Annotated in this window: 15 protein-coding genes; 11 read left to right on the forward strand and 4 right to left on the reverse strand. The window is 57.5% G+C overall.

Annotated features, from left to right (window positions below; genetic code table 11):
* The first annotated feature begins 48 nt into the window (after nucleotides 1-48).
* The gene (gene glgB / locus CLV58_RS04290) at nucleotides 49-2,190 is read left to right on the forward strand and encodes a 1,4-alpha-glucan branching protein GlgB (RefSeq protein WP_425443491.1); all 2,142 of its coding nucleotides are present in this window, start codon (nucleotides 49-51) and stop codon (nucleotides 2,188-2,190) included.
* 153 nt (nucleotides 2,191-2,343) lie between these two features.
* A complete protein-coding gene (locus CLV58_RS04295) occupies nucleotides 2,344-3,102 on the forward strand; it encodes a hypothetical protein (RefSeq protein WP_106136547.1) in 759 nt (252 codons plus the stop codon).
* A gap of 98 nt (nucleotides 3,103-3,200) precedes the next feature.
* Here CLV58_RS04295 and CLV58_RS04300 read toward each other — a convergent pair whose 3' ends face one another.
* A complete protein-coding gene (locus CLV58_RS04300; RefSeq protein WP_106136548.1) occupies nucleotides 3,201-4,163 on the reverse strand; it encodes an alpha-E domain-containing protein in 963 nt (320 codons plus the stop codon).
* A gap of 149 nt (nucleotides 4,164-4,312) precedes the next feature.
* Between CLV58_RS04300 and CLV58_RS04305 the strand changes: the two genes are divergently transcribed.
* The 3 genes from CLV58_RS04305 to CLV58_RS04315 all read left to right on the forward strand — a co-directional run bounded on the left by CLV58_RS04305 (nucleotide 4,313) and on the right by CLV58_RS04315 (nucleotide 8,923).
* Nucleotides 4,313-5,083, forward strand: coding sequence for an NIPSNAP family protein (locus tag CLV58_RS04305; protein WP_106136549.1), 771 nt, complete (start codon nucleotides 4,313-4,315; stop codon nucleotides 5,081-5,083).
* A 438-nt stretch (nucleotides 5,084-5,521) separates the two neighbouring features.
* Nucleotides 5,522-6,901 (forward strand): Gfo/Idh/MocA family protein, encoded by a 1,380-nt coding sequence (locus tag CLV58_RS04310; RefSeq protein WP_106136550.1) that lies wholly within the window; start codon nucleotides 5,522-5,524, stop codon nucleotides 6,899-6,901.
* A gap of 135 nt (nucleotides 6,902-7,036) precedes the next feature.
* Nucleotides 7,037-8,923 carry a DNA polymerase III subunit gamma/tau gene (locus CLV58_RS04315; RefSeq protein WP_106136551.1) on the forward strand — a complete coding sequence of 629 codons (1,887 nt, stop codon included), beginning with the start codon at nucleotides 7,037-7,039 and terminating at the stop codon, nucleotides 8,921-8,923.
* Nucleotides 8,924-9,069: 146 nt separating this feature from the next.
* On the opposite strand, the gene CLV58_RS04320 is transcribed toward CLV58_RS04315, so the two are convergent.
* Nucleotides 9,070-10,185: a tetratricopeptide repeat protein gene (locus CLV58_RS04320; RefSeq protein ID WP_245882203.1), complete on the reverse strand. Its 1,116-nt coding sequence runs from the start codon at nucleotides 10,183-10,185 to the stop codon at nucleotides 9,070-9,072.
* 95 nt (nucleotides 10,186-10,280) lie between these two features.
* On the opposite strand from CLV58_RS04320, the gene CLV58_RS04325 reads away from it, so the two are divergent.
* From CLV58_RS04325 to CLV58_RS04350, 6 genes are all read left to right on the forward strand, one after another.
* Entirely contained in the window at nucleotides 10,281-11,531 is a 1,251-nt protein-coding gene (locus CLV58_RS04325) for a M16 family metallopeptidase (protein WP_106136552.1), read from the forward strand.
* Nucleotides 11,532-11,978: 447 nt separating this feature from the next.
* Entirely contained in the window at nucleotides 11,979-13,868 is a 1,890-nt protein-coding gene (locus CLV58_RS04330; RefSeq protein ID WP_170108642.1) for a hybrid sensor histidine kinase/response regulator transcription factor, read from the forward strand.
* A 415-nt stretch (nucleotides 13,869-14,283) separates the two neighbouring features.
* Nucleotides 14,284-14,685, forward strand: a complete 402-nt coding sequence (locus CLV58_RS04335) for a LytR/AlgR family response regulator transcription factor (protein WP_106136554.1) — start codon at nucleotides 14,284-14,286, stop codon at nucleotides 14,683-14,685.
* Between the two features lie 35 nt (nucleotides 14,686-14,720).
* Nucleotides 14,721-15,011 (forward strand): PAAR domain-containing protein, encoded by a 291-nt coding sequence (locus CLV58_RS04340; protein WP_106136555.1) that lies wholly within the window; start codon nucleotides 14,721-14,723, stop codon nucleotides 15,009-15,011.
* A gap of 42 nt (nucleotides 15,012-15,053) precedes the next feature.
* Nucleotides 15,054-15,932, forward strand: coding sequence for a TssN family type VI secretion system protein (locus CLV58_RS04345; protein ID WP_106136556.1), 879 nt, complete (start codon nucleotides 15,054-15,056; stop codon nucleotides 15,930-15,932).
* A gap of 3 nt (nucleotides 15,933-15,935) precedes the next feature.
* Nucleotides 15,936-17,090 carry a hypothetical protein gene (locus CLV58_RS04350; RefSeq protein ID WP_106136557.1) on the forward strand — a complete coding sequence of 385 codons (1,155 nt, stop codon included), beginning with the start codon at nucleotides 15,936-15,938 and terminating at the stop codon, nucleotides 17,088-17,090.
* On the opposite strand, the gene CLV58_RS04355 is transcribed toward CLV58_RS04350, so the two are convergent.
* Nucleotides 16,984-19,956, reverse strand: a complete 2,973-nt coding sequence (locus CLV58_RS04355) for a DUF6531 domain-containing protein (RefSeq protein ID WP_106136558.1) — start codon at nucleotides 19,954-19,956, stop codon at nucleotides 16,984-16,986. The two genes, CLV58_RS04350 and CLV58_RS04355, sit on opposite strands and share 107 nt — an antisense overlap.
* Complete coding sequence (locus CLV58_RS04360) at nucleotides 19,953-21,230, reverse strand: hypothetical protein (protein WP_146141357.1); 1,278 nt, start codon at nucleotides 21,228-21,230, stop codon at nucleotides 19,953-19,955. The genes CLV58_RS04355 and CLV58_RS04360 overlap by 4 nt, the downstream gene beginning before the upstream one ends.
* Nucleotides 21,231-21,348 lie beyond the last annotated feature (118 nt).

The following is a 21,348-nucleotide window of genomic DNA, read 5'->3' on the forward strand; positions in this document are numbered from 1 at the left end:
TTTCCGCCCGATCACCGGGTTCAACCAGTAACTCCGAATCGCTACCTAATGGCAAAACGTACGACTAGCACTACCCCTGACGGCACTCAGCCTGACCCGCAGACCGAGTCTGTTCAGTCCTCTTCCACCAGCGACGCCAAACCCAAAACGGCCCGCAAACCAAAACCCGTAGATCCTTCCAAGGTAATGTCGCCCGGCCTGGACGCACCGACCGCCGAATTACCGGCTCAAAACACACCTACCCAACCCGCCGAAATGCCTGACACCACCCAGCCCGCTGCTTCTGAATCGACGGGTACTTACTCCCGCTTCACTGATTTCGACGTCCACCTGTTTCGGGCGGGTAAGCACCAGCGGCTGTACGAAAAGTTTGGCTCGCACGTAGTCGAACATAACGGTGTAGCGGGTACATATTTCGCGGTCTGGGCCCCCTCCGCGCGTTACGTGGCCGTCATCGGCGATTTCAACGGCTGGGACAAGGGGAGTCATTCGATGAACGTTCGCTGGGACTCATCGGGCATCTGGGAAATTTTCGTTCCCAACATTGGCCGGGGTACCGTTTACAAATACTTTATCGTCCACGAAGGCGGTCGCGAACTGGAGAAAGGCGACCCGTACGCCCACTACTGGGAAGTACCGCCCAAAACGGCCTCGCTGGTCTGGGACACCTATTACGAATGGAACGACCAGGACTGGATGACGGAGCGCGGGGCTAAAAACGCGCTGAACGCGCCCATTTCGGTTTACGAAGTTCACCTGGCATCGTGGCGTCGTGATCCGGGCAACCCGGAGCGCGAACTAAGCTTCGGCGAAATTGCCGACGCGCTGGTACCCTACGTGCAGGAGATGGGCTTTACCCACGTCGAATTCATGCCCGTCATGCAGTACCCATATGCACCGTCGTGGGGCTACCAGATCACGGGCTATTTCGCGCCGAGTAGCCGTTTCGGGTCACCCCAGGACTTTATGCGGCTGGTCGAACGGTTCCACCAGGCCGGTATCGGCGTGTTGCTCGACTGGGTGCCCAGCCACTTCCCCGGCGACGCGCACGGGCTGTACGAGTTCGACGGATCGCATCTCTATGAACACCCGGACATGCGGAAGGGCTACCACCCCGACTGGAAGAGCTATATCTTCAACTACGGTCGGCCGGAGGTACGTTCGTTCCTGCTGTCGAACGCGCTGTTCTGGCTCGACCGCTGCCATGCCGACGGGCTGCGCGTCGATGCCGTAGCGTCGATGCTGTACCTCGACTACTCGCGCAACGCGGGCGAGTGGGAGCCGAATATGTTTGGCGGTCGTGAAAACCTGGAAGCCATTTCGCTGCTGAAGGAGATCAATGAAGCCGTCTATGCAGCCTTCCCGGATGTACAAACCATCGCCGAAGAATCGACCTCGTTCCCCGGCGTATCGCGCCCCCTGTATACGGGTGGCCTGGGCTTCGGTATGAAGTGGATGATGGGCTGGATGAACGATACGCTCAGCTACTTCGAGCGCGATCCGGCTTTCCGCAAATTCCACCAGGACAATCTGACATTCAGCACGATATATGCCTTCACGGAAAACTTCATGCTGCCTCTGTCGCACGACGAAGTGGTATACGGCAAGCATTCGCTGGTAGGTAAGATGCCCGGCGACGAGTGGCAGCGGTTTGCGAACCTGCGTCTGCTGTTCTCGTATATGTTTACTCACTCGGGCACTAAGCTGCTTTTCATGGGTGGTGAATTCGGGCAGACCGAGGAGTGGAAGTTCGACAGCAGTCTCGACTGGCACCTGCTTCAGTACGCACCCCACAGTGGCATGGCCGCCTGCGTGAAAGCGTTGAACAAACTGTACCGCAGCGAACCGGGACTGTACGACCGTAACTTTACGGCTGACGGCTTCGAATGGATCGACACGGCCGATCGCGAAAATAGCGTCATCACCTACGCCCGAAAAGGCAACCGCCCGGAAGATACGCTGCTGATTGTGTTGAACATGACCCCCGTTCCGCGTAATGGCTACCGCATCGGCGTGCCAACGGCGGGCGTTTATCACGAACTGTTCAACAGCGATGCCACCGAGTTTTACGGCAGTGGCGTCACCAACCCGAACGACATCACCGCCGATGCGGAAGCCTGGCAGGGTCGTACGCAGTCGCTACAGCTCAACATCCCCCCGCTGGGCGCGGTCGTGTTGAAGATGAAGTAATTTTTTAGACAGGATTACAGGATTAACAAGATTGTTATCCGGGCGCACCGATTCCATTAGTATGCGAATTGGTGCGCTTGTTTGTCGAAAAATCCTGCTAATCCTGTAATCCTGTCCAATATCTTTGCCCCTCAATCATCACGTTACGCCTGAATGAAGAAAATTTTGCTGGCCGCCTGCCTGTTGGGCGCGGTCTCTTCGTTTGCGCAGTCGCCCGTATCGGCGCGGCTTAGCAGCGGTTACGATCTTGGTATGGCCTATTCGACCGACCGCTACAATCCGTCTTTTCAATACTATCAGTTGCTCAATATTGGCAGTCGGAAGCTTATCTCGTTGGGCTGGAACTTTCGGGTGGGCGCTTTCTACGGCGACAACATCAATTATTACACCGCCCCTGCCCGCCTGACGCGGGGTAAATCGGGCTTCGGTGCACTGGGTGCTCCCCTCATTGAGGACAATATCGACCGGGTTCGCTTCGATTACGCAACAATGACGTCGGCGAACATCGGCATTCGGGGACAGATCAACCTGGGACGCGTTGAGATTGGTGCCACGGCCGACCTGGTTGGCCTGACACTGGGGCGTACACGCATTGGGCGGGTTTCATCAGCGAATGGCCGTTATCGGATCGATTCGGTAACGACGCGCGCGTTTACGGGCGTCTATGCCGAGCAGTCGGCTCGCCCGACGCGGCTCAATGCGCAGTTGCTGGGCGACAACGCCATGGGGACACTGTCGACCGAAGTCTATGCCCGCGTTCGCATCAGTCAGCGCGTCGGAATCAAAGTTGGCTATCAATGGCTGACGTCCGAAATGCGCCTGAGCAACCGCGACGTCGTTGCCGACAACGATCGCTACCGCAACCGCTCCGGCATGGCCTACCTGGCCGTCACGCTGCCGATATTTCAGTAAGTTATAAAGTTGCAAAGTTGTAGGGTTGTAAAGTTGCCATCCGGCGTCAGCTACGACGCGCCAGCAACTTTACAACCCTACAACTTTGCAACCCCCTTCTACACCTCCAGTGGCTTCAAATCGAAGTAGGTTTCAAAGATAGCGGCACCGACTTCGTTGGTCCGGGTCTGGAAACTATCGAGATACTGGTGCAGCCCTTTTTTGAAAATGTCGGTGGTTTCGGTGAACTCGATTTCCGACCGTAGCTTACTCAGCCGCCGTTCGGCCATGTTACCGAAGCCACTGGTAATGTTGTTACCCGATATTTCGTAGAGCGACAGTTCGGCCTGCCGGATGCAGTGCGCCACCGATCGGGGAAACGCCTTGCTCAGAATCAGAAATTCAACGATACTGGCGGGTGTCAGCGTGCGGTATTGCTGCCGGTGCATGTTGTACGCGCTGACCGACTTCAGTACGGCCGACCAGATCATCAGGTCGAGCGTCGACCCAACGGCTTCGACCTGCGGCAAGAGCGTAAAATATTTTACGTCCAGAAAGCGCGACGTTTTATCCGCCCTTTCCAGGAAACGGCCCAGCCGACCGAAATGCCAGGCATCGTTCCGCGTGATCGTCGCATCGATGATACCGTAGAATAACTGGATGGCGTTACGAATTTCGTTGAAGTAAGTCTGTGTCTGCGTTTGCTCCTGCTGCTGCCGGGGGTCGGTATCGCGCACCATCAGGTAGAACTGGTTCAGGTGCTCCCACATTTCCTTTGAAATCACTTCGCGGATCGTCCGGGCGTTTTCGCGGGCATTGCTCAAACACGAAATAATCGAGTTCGGGTTGCGCTTATCGAACGTCATAAACTGAATGACGTTCTCCCGCGTCGCGGCCTTGTAATAGTCCGCAAACAGGTCATTATCAGCCGTTGCAATCAGCAGCGGTTCCCATTGCTGATTGACGGTCGGGGGCAGATCCAGTTCGAGATTGAAGTTGACGCTCATGAATCGAGCGTAATTTTCGGCCCGCTCAATATAGCGGTGCATCCAGTAAACAGAGTTGGCAACGCGACTCAGCATGGTGTCAGACGGTTAGTAATAACGGAGGGGTATCGACAAAAATAGGTTTCTGCTGCTGTTTTGCAAGCCAATGGTGCATCTGCCCCGTATATTTGTTTGCATCCACGCCGAATCACTTTCATTATCTCCTGTTCCTAAACCCTTATTGTATGAGTCGTTTTAGTACCCTGCTGACGATGGGTCTGCTGGCAGTTTCTGCATTTGCCGCAACGTTTGCGTCGCCCCCCGCCAAGCCCAGCACGAAGCTGTACGAAGTGCGTATCTATCACCCAACGCCCGGCAATTACGCCAACATCGTCGATCGGTTCCGGCAGTATACAACCAAGCTGTTCGAAAAACACGGTATGGAAAACATCGGCTATTGGACCCCCACCGACACGACCGACAAGCGACTTATTTACATCCTGGCGTACCCCGACCGGGCCGCCCGTGACGCATCGTGGAAAGCTTTTGGGAACGACCCGGACTGGAAAGCGGTGGTCGCCAAGACGGAGGCTAACGGCAGGATCGTCGCGAAAGTCGACCAGATCTTTATGACCGAAGCCGACATCTCACCGGCCCTCAAGCTCAAAAAAGCGTCGCCCACCCGCGTATTCGAGATGCGTACGTACTTCCCGGCACCCGGCAAGCTCGCCGACCTGCTCAGCCGCTTCCGCGATCACACAATCAAGCTGTTCAGCAAACACGGCATGACGAACGTCGCCTACTGGCTCACCGAAGACAAGGATGCCGACGGTCAGTCGAAGCTGGTTTATATTCTGGCGCACCCCAGCGAAGCGGAAGGGAAACAGCATTTCGATGAATTCCGCAAGGATGTCAAGTGGGTAAAGGCCAAAGCCGACTCCGAAAAGAACGGCTCGCTAACGACGAAGGTCGAATCGGTATATATGGTCCCGACGGATTATTCGCCGATCCAATAGTCGTCCTGAACCGCCGGGCGGCCCCGTGTGATTTATACTGATTGATTTGATAGACTGTGATTTTCTGCTACTGGAAGAATCAGTGAAATCATCTCAATCACACGAATCACAGTCCGGATTGTCTGAACTGTGATTGACCCTGATTGATTTGATAGGCTGTGATTTTCCGCTACTGAAAGGATCAGTGAAATCAAGTCAATCACATGAATCACAGTTCGAGACAATCTTGAACTGTGATTCATGTGATTGACTTGATGGACTATGATTATTTCTACTTCTCCATAAATCAGCGAAATCATAAAAATCAAACGAATCATAGTTCAGACAATCACATGAATCACACGGGGCCGCCCGGCGGTTCAGAACGTGAACAATCATAGTCTATCTGTGTAATCATAAAAATCACAGTTCAAGACAGACACAGTTCAAGACGACGTTATGAAACCCATTGACTCAATAACCGAGCAGGTCGCGGTCAACCGCCTGTCGCGCAGTCAGTTTTTAGCCACCGCCGGACGGGGTCTGGCTATTGGGGCACTGAGCAGCGCCCTGGCTTCCTGCGCGAAGCAGGTCGCCCAACCGGTGACGGCGCAGACGACGCCAACGCCCAACGGTCCCGTTCCCAAGCTGCCGGCGGTATCGCCCCCCGCCACCGTTCCGTCGGACCCGGCCAAGCCAATCGAGCTGGAGCCGATCAAAGCGAAAACAGAGCAGAAAAACCCACCAACGCCAACACCCCTGCCACCCGGTCAGCGCGTCGGTTATGCCGTTGTCGGGCTGGGTCACCTGACGCTCGACGAAATTCTGCCGGCGCTGAGCATGAGCAAAAAATCGAAGATCGTTGCGTTGGTAAGCGGCAGTCCGGAGAAGATGAAGAAGGTGGCCGAACAGTATGGCGTTCGCAACGACTATTGCTACAGCTATGCCGATTACGACAAGCTGAAAGACAATGAAGACGTCCAGGTTATTTACATCGTGCTACCCAACGGCATGCATGCCGAATACACCGTTCGGGGGGCGCAGGCCGGCAAACACATTCTGTGCGAGAAACCGATGGCCAACACAGTGGCCGAATGCCAGACGATGATCGACGCCTGTAAGCAGGCCAACGTCAAACTGATGATCGCCTACCGGATTCAGTACGAGCCGCACAATCGCAAGGTGCGCGAAATGGTGCAGGCCAACCAGTTCGGTAAGGTCAAATCGATTATCGCCAACAACGGGCAGAACTCCGACAACCCCAAACACTGGCGGTTCAACAAAGCGCTGGCCGGGGGCGGCTCATTGCCCGACGTAGGGCTGTACTGCCTGAACACGATTCGCTTTGTACTGGCCGAAGAGCCCACGGAAGTGTCGGCCATGATACACAGCACACCGGGCGATCCGCGCTTTACCGAAGTCGAAGAGCAGGTCAACTGGCTGATGAGGTTTCCCAGTGGCGTACAGGCTAGTTGTGCGACCAGCTACGGGCACCACGACGAAAAGAGTTACCGTGTGCTGGCCGATACCGGCTGGATCAAAATGGACCCCGCATTTCCCTATCAGGGCCTTAAACTGATGACCAGTCAGGCGCAGGGTAAGGAGAACCGGGTCATCGAACACGATATGGGGCAGAAAAATCATTTCATGGCCGAGATGGACCATTTTTCCGACTGCGTGAAGAATAACAAGACGCCCTTTACGCCCGGTGAGGAAGGCCTGCAGGACCAGAAAATCATGGAAGCCATCTACCAGTCGGCGCGGGAAGGACGCCCCGTCAAACTGGCCAGAATCGACAAAAAAGACGCCTTCCGGGGGACACCACCCGCCGAGGAGTAGCCGCCGAAAGGCACCGTCTACGGCAAGGTCCGCCCGATTTACCACCGGCTCGTGTCGGTCAAATTGGGCGGACCTTGCCGTGTCCGACGGGTCGAAACGGGTTTGAAGTCTGGTTGGGAAACGGTATCTTTGAGTATGGAAAATTTCGTGGTTTCGGCCCGCAAGTACCGCCCCGCTACCTTCGACACCGTTGTTGGTCAGGAGCATATTACGACCACACTCAAGAATGCCATCAGGACCAATCACTTAGCCTCGGCCTTCCTGTTTTGCGGGCCGCGCGGTGTCGGCAAAACGACCTGCGCCCGGATTCTGGCCAAGACCATCAACTGCCAGCACCTGACCGACGAGGGCGAAGCCTGCGATCACTGTGACTCGTGCGTCAGCTTCAACCAGAGCGCATCGTTTAATATCCATGAACTCGATGCAGCCTCCAACAACTCGGTCGAGGACATTCGCAACCTGATCGATCAGGTGCGGTATCCGCCCCAGTCCGGCAAATACAAGATCTATATCATCGACGAGGTACACATGCTCTCGTCGGCTGCGTTTAACGCCTTCCTGAAAACGCTGGAAGAGCCGCCCAGCTACGCCATTTTCATTCTGGCGACGACCGAGAAGCACAAGATTTTACCCACGATTCTGTCGCGCTGTCAGATCTTCGACTTCAACCGGATTCAGCCGCAGCACATCGCCGGTCATCTGGCGAAAATCGCCGAGAAAGAAGGCATCGAAGCCGAGGGGGAAGCGCTGGCGCTGATTGCCCAGAAAGCCGACGGTGGGCTGCGCGATGCCCTGTCGATGTTCGATCTGAACGTGACGTTTGCCGCCGACCGGGTAATTCGCTACAAGGAAGTGCTCGACAACCTGCACATCCTCGATTACGATTATTATTTCAAGCTGACGGAGCAGTTACTGGCCGGCGATCTGGTTCAGAGCCTGTTGACGACCGACGAGATTCTGCGCAAGGGGTTCGACGGACACCAGTTCGTCGTGGGCTTGTGCCGCCACTTCCGCGACCTGCTGGTAGCGAAAGATGCCGCCACGGTACAGCTCTTACAGGTGACCGAGACAGTACGAAAACAGTATCTCGACCAGGCGACCAAAGCGCCCATGTCATTTCTCCTGTCGGCGCTCAGCCTTGGCGGTCAGTGCGACATGAACTACAAACAGGCGAAAGATCAGCGACTGCATACGGAGTTATGGCTGATGAAACTGGCCAACCTGCGCAACGTCCTCGACTGGGATGCGATGACCGCTCAGCCCGCCAACGGGGTGCGGAGCAGTGCGCCCGTTTCCCCCATCATCACGGACGCTACGGCACCCAACGGTATCCAACTGCCGGACGGGGCCGAAAAAAAAAACGGCAATCCACAGCCATCGCCTGAGCCCGGCCTGACGGAACAACACCCGATCACGAGCGAGCCCGTAAACGGTTACCGGCCCACACCGTCGCCCGTTGCAGAGCCGATTGCTGCGGTACCGCCCCCATCGGCCGTGCCTGCCCCACAACCGGCGACGGCAATGCGGCAACCTGTCACCCTACCGACACGGCCGGCCAGTAGTCGGCTGAAGTCAACCGTGTCGCTAACTGCCAGCCCGGTGCAGGCGACTACCGAAGCGGATGTTGTTGCCGTCGTCGCCCCAACCCGTCCCGATCGTTCGTTCGACTTCGATGAACTACAGGAATGCTGGCGGACGTTTGCCAAACTGCGGCATCAGCAGACGGATTCAACGACCGAGCAGCTTGTCTTGAACCGCCAGCTCACCCTCGACGGCACGACGATTCATCTGACGCTGGACAACACGCTACAGGTCGGTTACCTGGCCGATATACGGGTCGAGTTGCTACAGTACCTGCGCGAACATTTGCAAAACAGCCGGATTCAGCTGGAGCATACGGTTACGTTGCAGGAAGTCAAGAAGATGATCTACAGTTCGCAGGACAAGTACAACTTCATGGCGAACAAGAACCCGGCCCTGCACGAACTCCGGCAGGTACTCAATCTGGAAGTCGATTACTAATGTGTAGCCCAGACCTCCAGGTCTGGACGGACGCCCCAGCGTCCGAAAAAGTTTCCGCCAAGAGCATTTACCGGCAGTAATTAAGCCTCCTTTATTAGTTTACGTATTGGCCTGACGCCCGCCAGACGTGGACGTCTGGGCTACATCTATTTAAACGCTTTGGCTTCGCGGACAGTCATTTTGTACTCGGCCGTGTCGAGCGCCTTCTTGTAATAGGTTTTAGCCAGTGCGCGGTTGTTGGCGCGGGCGGCAATGCGGGCCAGGCCGGTGTAGGCAAATGCCCGATACTCTTTCGTGTACGCTTCGTTGGTCGGCAGTTTCAGCGCAGCTTCGTAGAAATCAGTAGCGGCTTTGTCGTTTTTGTCAGCCTGTTCAGCCAGCATACCCGAAAACGTCTGGTAGGCTATCGGCACCAGTTTGTTGGAAAACTGTCGCAGTTGCTGCACCGCCGGACGAGCATCAGCGTACCGCCCCGACAGCAACAGCGACTCCGCCTGAATCATGGCAAACAGCGGATTCTTCGGGTACTTGTCAGTTAGATATGAGGTATACACGTTTGCTTTCACCGGGTTCGACTCGTGCTTGAGCAGGATGTGCGCCAGGTAGTAATTGGCGACGGGCCGCATAAATACCGCCTTTCGGGTCGCAATGTCCATCTGTTTCAGGCCGAGACTGATATCGCCGTCCGCGAAGAAAAACATGAACGGCCGTACAATGGGATGGTCGATCGGGTAGCGTTCGACGTAGTAATTGTACAAACCCGTGGTAAAATAAAAGTCGGGGTTTCTGTCCAGCAGTTTAGCCCCGTCGCGCAGGTAGTTGTACGCTTTTTTCGACTCACCCACCGCCTTCAGCGATTCGCCCTGATTGTGGTACAGCGACGCCATATAGCTGTAGGCACTCAGCGTAAAAAATACCCCTTCCGGATCGTCCTCGTTTTTGTCGAGCATCTGCTTGGCCAGCGTCATACCTTGATTTACGGCCTGTCCGAACTGACCGACGGCAGCTTTGTTTTCGGCCAGGGGCAGGTGCTGAATGTCGAGCTGGGTAGCGCGGAGCATCGACGCGACCGGATGCTGCGGGTAGCGGGTCTGGAGCTGCCGGATCAGCCCGTCGGCCTGCGTAAACTCCATGTTGTAAATATGATCGAGCGCTTTTTGCACGGTCTGCTGGGCAACGGGATCAGTCATGACCTGCGCCCGAGCGGGAATCAGCAGACAAACCAGACTAAGCAGGAATAGAAGGGGCGACAGTCGAGACAAGGTGGTCGGTGATGGTTACGTTGATTCTGTACGGCCGGAACCGTACTTTTGTTTACTGCGTATAGCTAACGACGGCTCTACACAAAAGTTTCACAATGATTCACTACGAACAGTTCGTTCTTGACAATGGTCTGACGGTTTTCGTCCACGAAGACGATTCGACGCCCATGGCTGCGGTCAATATTTTATACAACGTCGGCTCGCGCGACGAAGATCCGGCCCGCACCGGCTTTGCCCATCTGTTTGAGCACCTGATGTTCGGTGGATCGCAGCATATTCCCAGTTACGACGAGCCGCTGCAAAAGGTGGGCGGTGAAAACAACGCCTTTACCAGCCCCGACATTACCAACTACTACATTACTCTGCCCGCAGCAAATCTGGAAACGGCGTTCTGGCTCGAATCCGACCGGATGATGAGCCTGTCGTTCGACCCGCAGGTACTCGACGTGCAGCAGAAAGTCGTTATCGAAGAGTTCAAACAGCGGTACCTCAACCAACCCTACGGCGACGTGTGGCTCAAGCTTCGCCCCCTGGCCTACAAAGACCACCCCTACCGCTGGGCGACGATCGGTAAGGACATCAGCCACATCGAACACGCAACGCTCGACGACGTGCGCGCCTTCTTTTTCAAATATTACCTGCCCAACAACGCCAATCTGGTCGTGGCGGGCAACGTGACCGTCGAACAGGTGAAGCAACTGTGCGAGAAGTGGTTTGCGCCCATCCCGGCGGGTCCCGCCTACGTTCGACAACTACCCGCCGAAGTAACGCAAACCGAAGCGCGGCACGAAGAAGTCAGCGCCAAAGTTCCGCTCGACGCGCTGTACAAAGTCTGGCACATGCCGGGCCGCTTCCAGCCGGGCTACCACACCGCCGATCTGCTCAGCGACATGCTGGGCCGGGGCAAATCGTCGCGGCTGTACCAGCGGCTGCTGCGCGACAACCCCCTGTTCAGTAACATCGGTGCGTATAACACGGCCTCACTCGACCCCGGTTTGCTCATCGTGCAGGGAACGCTCAACGAGGGCGTATCGCTCGAAGAAGCTGATGCTGCCGTTACGGCCATCATTCAGGAATTCATCGATCAGAAAGTAAGCGACGATGAGTTGAGTAAAGTAAAAAACCAGGCCGAAGCCACGCTGGCCTTCTCGGAAGTCGAGTTGCTGAACCGGGCTATGAACCTGGCCTACGCGGCCAACGCGGGCGATCCTGAACTGGTCAACAAGGAAGCCGAGCTGATTCAGGCGATCACCGCTGACGACGTACAGAACACCGCCCGGCAGGTACTTCGCCCCGACAACTGCTCGACGCTCTTCTACCGCCGGAGCGACGAAGTGGCTGCGTAAACCGCCGTCGCCCGTAGCACCGCTTCCCCCTTACCCAGACGTACGAGTCCTCCCCCATCTGGTCGGTTTTCACAAACACCGACCAGATGTTTGAAATACGCCGACAGCGACGGCCGGAACTGGTTATTTGGCCGATAAACCTGTCGACTCTAGTCGTCGCGGCTTCCGTTGTCTTGCCGGCTTACACCCGAGTAAACGCCTTCCTGGCGGTCGATTTGGCTTCAGTCTGTCAGTCGCGTACGTTGTCTATCAGACTACGACGCAAACTGGCAAGCAAATCGTCAGCTGATACACATCGCGGAGTCAGCAGACCGATAGAGCCCCGACAGGTAAACAGTACGGACACGGGTTGTGGGTTTTCTCTCTATGGCGGGCGGTAAGATAGCTAATCGGTACAATCGGTTTGCATGCAGACGAACGAGGCTACACTATGCCTTTTGGGTTCTGTTGTGCTGCTGTGCGTTCCCGCTTCGGGCCCAGCCCCTTCAACTTCCTCTCCTGCGTACGGCTCGCGAACAGGAAGCGCAATCCATCGGAGCCGACGTTTCGCCCGCTTCGCCTTCCCGATTTACCTGCCAGCCCCTCAGGCGACTCGTCGGGAGCCACGACCTGATGCAGTGCAGCAGGACCACTCCAGACGGGCCTAAACTGGCCATCGCGCTGCTGTTTCCCTGGTGGCAGCGTTGGTGGGCCTGGTTCGGCTATGCCTTGCTCGTTGCCGGGTTGAGTTGGGCCTACGTACGGTACCGCATGCTGCAACTGGACGAGCAGCACGCGCAGCTTAAACGGCAGTTGGAAGCCGATCAGTTACGCCAGATCGACGAACTGAGAAGCCACTTCTTCTCGAACATCACCCACGATTTCCGCACCCCCCTGTCGTTGATTCTGTCGCCCGTCGGCACGCTGATCAATGAACTGGACCATACGCCATACCGCGATCGGCTCCGGCTTATCGACCGAAGCGCCCGGCAGCTATTGGGTCTGATCAATCAACTGATGGATCTGGACCGGCTCGACGCAGACTTACTGTCGTTGAGCCTGTTGCGGGGGCGACCCGATGAGGTGGTGGGCGCTGTAATCGACACGTTCAAGGAACTGGCTGAACAGGATAACGTCCGCCTGACGTATGAGCCCGAATTAACAGACGCCTACTGGTTCGACAGCGAAAAGCTGGAGCGGATTGTCAGTATCCTGCTGGCTAACGCATTCAAGTTCACCACCTCGACGCCACAAAAACGGGGGCAGGTTACGGTGCGCCTACAAAACCGGGCCGGTTCACCGCCGTCGGGCATCCAACTGATCGTTACCGACAACGGCTTCGGTATATCGCCCGACCATGTATCTCAATTGCTTCACCGCGTTCACCAAGCCCATAAGGCAGCCAGTAAAGCAGAAACGGGTATTGGGCTGGCGCTGGCGAAGGAACTGGTTGACCTGTACAGCGGTACGATTCGCGTAGAGAGTCAGGTGGATAACGGCACAACCGTCTGGGTCGACCTCCCGCTGCAACCTGCCGCCGACAGCCAGATTAATACCAACGCTACCGAAGCAACGTCCCTGACACCCGCTATGCCAGACGAAGGTCTACCCGATGCCCGGCTATTGCTGGTGGAAGACAACGACGACATGGCTGAGTTTATCCTACAAAGCCTGCCGGATACGTACGACGTGTACCGGGCCGTCGATGGCGTAGAGGGGCTGGAGCAGGCCCGGCAGCTGCTGCCCGAGTTAATCATCAGCGATGTGATGATGCCCCGCATGGACGGCTTCGCGCTCTGCGATCAGCTAAAATCAGATCCGCTGACGAATCATATTCCGATCTTGCTACTGACGGCGAAAACGACGCTGACCAACCGCATGCAGGGGTTGCAGGCTGGTGCCGACGATTACCTGGGCAAGCCATTTCACGTACCGGAATTACTCGCCCGGATCAATAACCTGCTGACGACACAACGCCGGCTGAGCGAACGGGTTCGCGCGGACCTGGCTTCGTCCGAATCGGTTCCCCCGCCCCTTCACCCGTTCCTACAGCAACTATATGCGGTACTGGATCAGCAGTTAGACAAGACGGATTTCGGCGTTGATGAACTGGCCGATGCTGTCCACCTCAGCCGGATGCAGCTGCACCGAAAGCTAAAGTCACTGACCAACCTGTCGACAACGGAGTTTATCCGCTCGTACCGGCTGAAGCAGGCGATGACCCTGCTGACGGGCGGTTTGTCCGTCACGCAGACTGCCTACGCCGTGGGCTTTGCCAACCCGACGTACTTCAGTCAGCGCTTCCGCGAACAGTTCGGAAATCCACCTTCCAGTTACGTACCAGCCGCGCAACGATAGGCCCTGCACACGCTTTCCTGGCCATTTATGCCCCCGTGTTACAATAGTTAACGAATGTGTTACAATCGTTAAGGCACGCCCGATAGCGGCCAAATAGCTTTGTACCAGTGCTGTCGCTACACGCTTACAACGCGTGTCTTCCTACCACGTATTCACACCGTAAACGTAGCGCTGCCGAACGGGTTCGCTACCCCTACACCCTAGCGCCGGATCGTTTTTCGCGATGCGCAGTACACCCTGTACGACACAGATCGATCCGTTTGATCAGCTGTATTTACCCCTATAACTACACTCGTAGACAAAAAGACCCTGTTCATACGCAATATCTAGTGCGTCTATAAAGCAAGTGTTACTAGTCGCCGGCCGCGTTCCCATCTTTACATAACCCTCGTCAACCCTACTCAATCCGTCTATTATGAACACGCTTGGCATCCGCCCGGAGGTACGATCATTATCCGTTTCCGGTTGTGTCCCTTTTTTGCGCGTTAACGATGTTCGCGCCGGCTGGCAGAACAAACCGGTCAGCGAGCTGATCATGATTAAAGGCGTACGCGGCTACAGCTGGCTCTACTGGAGCGACGGCAGTAAGCAGATCATGGCGTACACGATCAAGCACTACGCCGATCAGCTGTCCGAAACAGAGTTCGTTCGAGTCCACCAGAACTACGTCATCAACCAGAAATTCGTCCGCAAAACGCAGCTGACCCACCGGGGTCCCATGCTACGGCTGGCCTGCGGCACCGAAATTATTGTGTCCCGACGCCGGTGGGCACTGGTAAAAAAGACGTTCCAGCACCTTTTCAGCGTAGCTGAGTAACCAACCTGCCTGCGTCATCCGATTCTGGTTTGCCTATGCCTCCTGCTGCCCGCCTGACCGACATGCATACCTGCCCGATGACCACCGGCCCCGTTCCACACGTGGGTGGTCCGATCGTCGGGCCGGGCTCGCCACAAGTGCTGATTGGCGGTTTGCCGGCGGCTCGCGTGGGCGACTCGCTGGTCTGTGTTGGTCCCCCCGATTCCATTATCAAGGGATCGGCGACGGTGCTGATTGGTGGGGCACCAGCCGCCCGAATGGGCGATTCCACCGCGCACGGTGGCGTTATCGTGCTGGGTTACCCGACAGTGATGATCGGTGGTTGATTCTCTTTTTACACTGACAAATTACCCCCGGCACTTGTACGAATGGTCGCGATTACGCCTTTTCTGATTACGTATATCCTGGTCCTGCTGGTCGTGGTCGGGCTGTTCATCGCGACCATCTGGATCAACCAGAAACACGCCCTGATGCGCACGAAACGGCTTCTGCTGACGATACTCATCGGGGCATTGATCCTGGCGCTGCCCGGCGGCTTCGGCCTGATCGGACTACAGTTCATTCCGGTCTATTACATCGTCGTTCAGGGCATCGGGCTGCTCCTCGGCATCCTGTTTCTGAACCGGATGCTGGTCGACATGGGGCCGACGTTTTCGATCAAACCGGCGTTCACGCTATTGCTTACCGGGAGTGTCCTCGGGTTTGGCATCCTGCTCTTCACGCCCCTGTTCAACTACCTGAGCAGCCTACAGTATGGCAGTATTCAGTACGATCTCTGGGCCGCCACCAGTTTGCTACCATTCGGCCTGCCCATGCTGTTCGCCTACACGTTCGACGCGCTGACGAAAATTCCCAACGAGATCTACAAACTCTGGTACTACCCCCGGCATGCCGAAGAGATCGACCTGGAGGGCGTCGACTACTACCGGCTGATGCTTCTGGAGGTGCAGGTGCACAAGCAGCCTGGCCGGAAGGAGCCACCGATAAACGTGAAAGCCCGCACGGCAGGCGACGTTCCGTTCGGCATGTGGTTTCAGAAGTTTATCGACGACTACAACTACAAGTTCCCGAACGACCCGATTCAGATTTTCGACGACACCGCGCACGAGTACGGCTGGCTTTTTTACAGCATCAAACCGTCGCTGTTTCGGCTGCGTTCGTACATCGACGTTGAACAGACCATCGCCCAGAACAACCTACAGGAAAACTACCTGATCGTTGCCAAGCGGGTCGAAGAAATCAGCTAATCCATGCTTTTCCCCAAACATTACCTGCCGATCAACTGGGCCGATGGCATGAAGCTGTCGCAGCAGCATTTTGTCGAAACCGACAATCACGTGCAGGATCTGGTCCGTGATGCCACCTCGCTGTTTCTGACGAGCTACAACTACGGCCTGCTGCCACCGGTTCGGGGGAGCGCCGTGTCGCACGAGTTCGACCTGCTGGAGAAAAACAGCAACCATGTGGAAGTGCGGCTCTATCGCTGCAACGCCATCACGCAGGGCGGCTGCCGCATTGCCATAAACCCCGACGTGCTGAAGTTCACGGTATTGACCGCTTCCTTCGCCGTTACTCAGCAGTACGATCAGCAGCAGCGCCCGGACTACGACATTGTGTTGGTTGTCAACCCGTTCGAGAAAGTACCGATCGGCAACCCCGACCCCGACGAGTCGCCCCTGCGGCACCCGTATACCGAATACGCCTACCGGCTGATGGTGGTGCCGTCGCAACAGGTCAATGCCGACGAGCTGGGTAGTCATCACCTCGTTATCGGGAAAGCCGTGTATCAGGAAGGACACTACGTAGTCGATAGTCAGTACATTCCCCCCTGCGCATCGGTGGCCAGTCATCCCCGCCTGATTCAGTACTACAAGGCGTTTGGCTGGGGACTTAATGAGCTACAGGTCAGTTCGTTCAAGATTATCCGTAAGATTCACGATCAGTCGCAGCCGTCGGATATTGCCCGGCATGTGCAGATGCTTTGTACGCGGATGCTGGATTACCTGGGTACGGTCTTTTTCCATTTCCGGAACCTCGACCACCAGCACTCACCCGTCTTTCTGGTCGGCTACTTCGCCAACCTGACCAGCATCATTTATACGGCGCTGTACTGTCTGCCCACGCGACAGAAAGAAGAACTGCTGCACTATTTCTACGAATGGACGGACGTAACGCCGGGGCAGTTCGAGGAGCTACTGCTGCGCCTGCTCGAACACGACTACAATCACCACCAGATCGGCGTGTCGATGACGACGGTCGAGCAGTTCCTGAGCGTGTTTACCAAACTGTGGAACAAGCTCAGTACGCTCGAATATATCGGGCAGCGGAAAGATACGATTCTGGTGCGTGAAGAGGCCCCCGTTCAGCTCGCGCCCACCCGGCGGGGCTGGAATATTCTGGACTAAGCGGCAACCCGCTATCAGCATCGACGTAACTAAAATCACTATATACCAGCCCAACCTCCGGCACGTCGAACTGACCAGGGCCCAGGTAGGTATGCCAGTGCGCCGGTCCCGTTAACCCGTGCTTTTTGCCAAACAGATACCAGTCGTACGTCCAGACCGGCTCGCCCGTCGACGTATGCATCGATAGCGGTTGACCCAGGTGATTGCACACCAGGCTGTACACCTGATTACCAACCTGTAACAGGACAGGCACCGAACTATCAGCGGTGAACCAGGTGAGCGCGACCGGCTCGTCGTCGCCCTGCTGATGCCATTCGTGGGCCAGTTGTCGGCCATTCCAGCCCCAGCGTACGGTCCTGTTGCCCACCCGCTTTTCAATTCGGCGACCCAGCGCGTCGTACACAAACGTTACCGGTTGCTTATCGGGCCGGACAACCCGGTTTAGTACGCCCGATTCGTACCAGTGAAACGTCCAGACCTGTCCGGCCACCCGTTTTTCGCGCAGATAGCCATCGGCATCATAGTAAAAGCGCATGGACCCGACGATCAGCAGTTGCCAGCCGAATTCGGCCACGTCGGTGGCGGGGCGGAGCAGGTGCTGCTGATACGCCCGTCGATCGGCGACCCAGCGTTCGGTCCAGCCCACCGAACAAACGGCTTCCACGACGGCTCCTGTCAGATCGTACCGCAGGTCGACGGTTCCCGAGCGCGTATCCTGTAACCGGCTGAGTTGCGAACCCGCCCAGCCGTACGTCAGCCCGCGACCCGCCTGCAACTGACTGCCCCAATACACCGACTGACTGACAGGCAACCGGCCGTCGCCGTATTGCCACCGACAGCGCAGCCCACCCGGCCACACCTGTTCGGTCAGCCGACCGCGCTGGTCATAGGTTTGCCAATAGTGCCCGACGGGGTGAGTCAGCTTACTCAGCTGATGTTGACTTGTGTAGCTGTATGTGACAGCCACCCCATCGGCCGTTTCCCAGCTGACCCGGTTTCCGGCTTGATCGTAGCTGGTTTGTAACGTACCCTGTTCACTGGTTTCCGCAATGATGTGGCCTCGGGCGTCGCGCGCAAACTGGACAGACGCGGTGGGCGAAACGGCTTCAACCAGCCAGCCATCCGGGCGGTAGGTGTAGTGATACCCGGTATCATCACTAAACAGGGCTTCAGTCAGGCGACCGGCGGCATCGTAGTGAAAGCGCGTCGACTGACCGTCGGCACGGGTATATTCCCGAATGGACCCGGCTGCATCCCGGATAAACTGCCAGTTGAGCTTGCCCCGGCGCAGGCGAAGCAGCAGGCCATCGGCATCGTAGGCTGGCTGATAGTCGTCGGCGACCGGCTGCGCGACTGATAGCGGCTGCGCATCGACCGGAAACAACGCCTTCACTTCACCCAATCGACGGGCGAACGTCAGCCGGCCAGCCGCGTCGAACGCCCAGTCGACCTGATCCATAGCGGTCCATTGCCGAACCGGGTTAGCCGCTGCGTCGTACGCCCAGCGGACTACCGGCCCTGCCGTCTGTCGTTCGACGAGCAGACCTGCATCGTCGTAAACGAATCGGGTCTCGGCCCCGGTCGGGTCAAGGCACATCGTCAGCTGACCAGCCGGATCATAGCTCCACTGCCAGACGCTACCGGCCCGGTCGGTCAGCGTCAGCAATTGGTCACTCTCGTCGTAGGTCATCACCAGCGTGCCGCCGTCGGGCCAGGCAGTCTGCGTCAGATTGCCGCGCTCGTCGTACACGAAAAACGTGGTGTTACCCAAGGCATCCTGTTCGCTGACCCGTTCGTTGGATTCGTTATGAAACCAGACCCGCTGCCGTCCCTCGGCGCTCATAAACCGCTGCGCGATACCGGCTTCATGCACGTACTGCCGAACCTGCCCGGCTTCGTCGGTAATCAGCGTCCGGCCTTCGTCGGTCAGGTAGCGAAACTGCGCGACACGCCCCCCCGTATCCCGCCGGACCTCCGTGCACCGAATCAGCTTGTCGACAGGGGCATACGCGAAGAACACGGACTGGCGCAGCGCATCGGTCAGGCGAATGATGCGCTGCTGCCGGTAATGGTAGCGCGTTGCAGGCCGGTCCGGTATGGCGACCTCGATCAGGTTCCGGGCGTCGTCGTAACGGTACTGCGCCAGGACACGGCGCGGCTGCGTCGCATCGGGGGCTGTCAGCGTCAGTTGGTTGATGTGTCCTGCGGCATCAGTCGTCAGCTCGATCACACGCTGCGCACCGTCGGTGATGCGAAACAGTTGCCCCAGCTGATTGTAGGTGAACTGAAGCTGGTACGTTACACCCGCCCGGCTAACCGCCGTCAGTCGGCACAGGCTTCCGCTGGGGTTGTCGGCAAACCGGTAGCGAAGGCCGTCGGTCCGGTGCAGCACGTAGCCCCGCGCGTCACGACCCAGTCGAAGCTTCTCAGGTCGGTTCAAGGCCGATTCGCCATCCGCCAGCATCGGAAACAGGACCGCCCGGTTCTCGGGTAAGCGCACCACGACGCGCCGGGTACGCCGGTCTTCCAGCAACACATAATCGTACGAATGCCGCCAGCCAACGCCCAGCGATCCATCGGTCAGGTGCCCCGAACGCCAGTGTCGCCCCCATACAAACGGCACCGGTGCCGGGATGGCCGCGTCGGTTGTTTCCAGCACCACTTCGCCCGTCGCCACGTCGACCAGTCCGCTATCGAGCGTTCGGCACCATATCGGCAGGGTCTGGTAGTCGTCGACCGTAAGGCCGAGTCGTTGCAGCAGGTCCGTGAGTTGTGTTCGTTCGTCGGCTTCGGGGGGGATGGGCTGACTAACGGCTGGATACAGCAGTCGGCGCAGACCGGTGCGAAAGGCGGGCGTAGTAGTCATAGCGTAGTATTGGATCGTCGCCAACGGGTTCCGAGCAGTTGCGACAGGCGTTCGTCGGCTTTATGGCGTCCGGCGGAAGTCGTCTGTTGGTTCCAGTACCGCTTGCCGATCTCGGTCAGGCGGGCGGCCCCGTGCTGTTCCGGCGGCAGATTCTCCGCCAGTTCGAACAGGTGCTGATATACGGCTTCCGATGCTTTTGTGCTGCCTGACTGTTCGTGAACGACACTCAGTCGCCGATAACTTTCGATAGCCAGCAACCAGTCCTGCAGGGCTTCGGCCCGGTCGCCCGCCCGCTGGTAGTAGTCGATGGCGCGCGGGCGTTGCCGCAGGGTTTCGTACACCCCACCCCCACCCAGCCAGGCCATGATACTCAACTGCCCTGCCGACGCGTCGCCCGTTTCGCACAGCCGTTCCATCTGCTCGATGACCTGCCCGTAGCGGGTAAGGGCTTCTTCAAACCGACGATGATCGACATAGGCGTAGGCTACCGACAGGTGTACACTCCCCGCCAGCACCGGCCAGTTTTGCTGTCCGCAGATCAGCAGGCAATTGTTGGCGAAGTACTGTACGTCGCGGAGGTTTCGCTGCGCCAGAGCCGCCGTCAGCTCAGCCTGCCACTGCCGAAACTTCACGTCGGGAGCCGTGGGCGAGCCCAGCGCGGCCAGTTGCCGGATTATCTTCGGCAGCTGCATATCGATGGTACCACTATAACAATCGGCCCGAAAGCGACCGCACAGCGTAGCCAGCTGTTCGGCTCCCACCGTATCGGTAACCAGCAGCCGGAGGTCGGCGGGCAGGTCGCGTTGCAACAGGGCGGTCAGCACCGGCTCCAGCGTCGCCTTGTCGTCGGCCGACTCGGGCAACAGGCACAGTACCAATGCCCCGTCGGTATGCGTCCGTACGGTGCGGTTCAGTTGGTGCAGGTATTGCACGAAGCGGGACACGACATCCTGCCCGGTCTGCTTCGGCGCATCGACCAGGTCGACCGACAGGCCGTGCTGATCGAGTAGTACCAGGTCGTGCTGTACACCGTCCGTCAGTTCACCAAGCGCCTGGTCGACATAGCGTTGCCACGACTGAAGCGGGGTTCGCAGCACCACGAAAATATCGTTCGACACGGCATTGATCCCCGCCTGCTCCTGCAAAAATAGCGACAGTAGCCACTGCTCATCGGGCGCAAATACCCACCGGCACACCCGCAGCTGTGGCCGTCGGCGAAACGCCTGCCAGTGCCGTTCCAGCACGGCCATCCGCTGACTGAGTGGGTTGGTCAAGGTTTGAGTTTCGGTATACGGTATACGGTTTTCGGTATTCAGTTTACGGTTGGCCGCCACGCAGTGTAGCCCAGACCTCCAGGTCTGGAGGGCGCGAAGCGACCAATAAAGCTGCCGC

The organism is Spirosoma oryzae (assembly GCF_003002825.1).
In the GTDB taxonomy this organism is placed as follows: domain Bacteria; phylum Bacteroidota; class Bacteroidia; order Cytophagales; family Spirosomataceae; genus Spirosoma; species Spirosoma oryzae.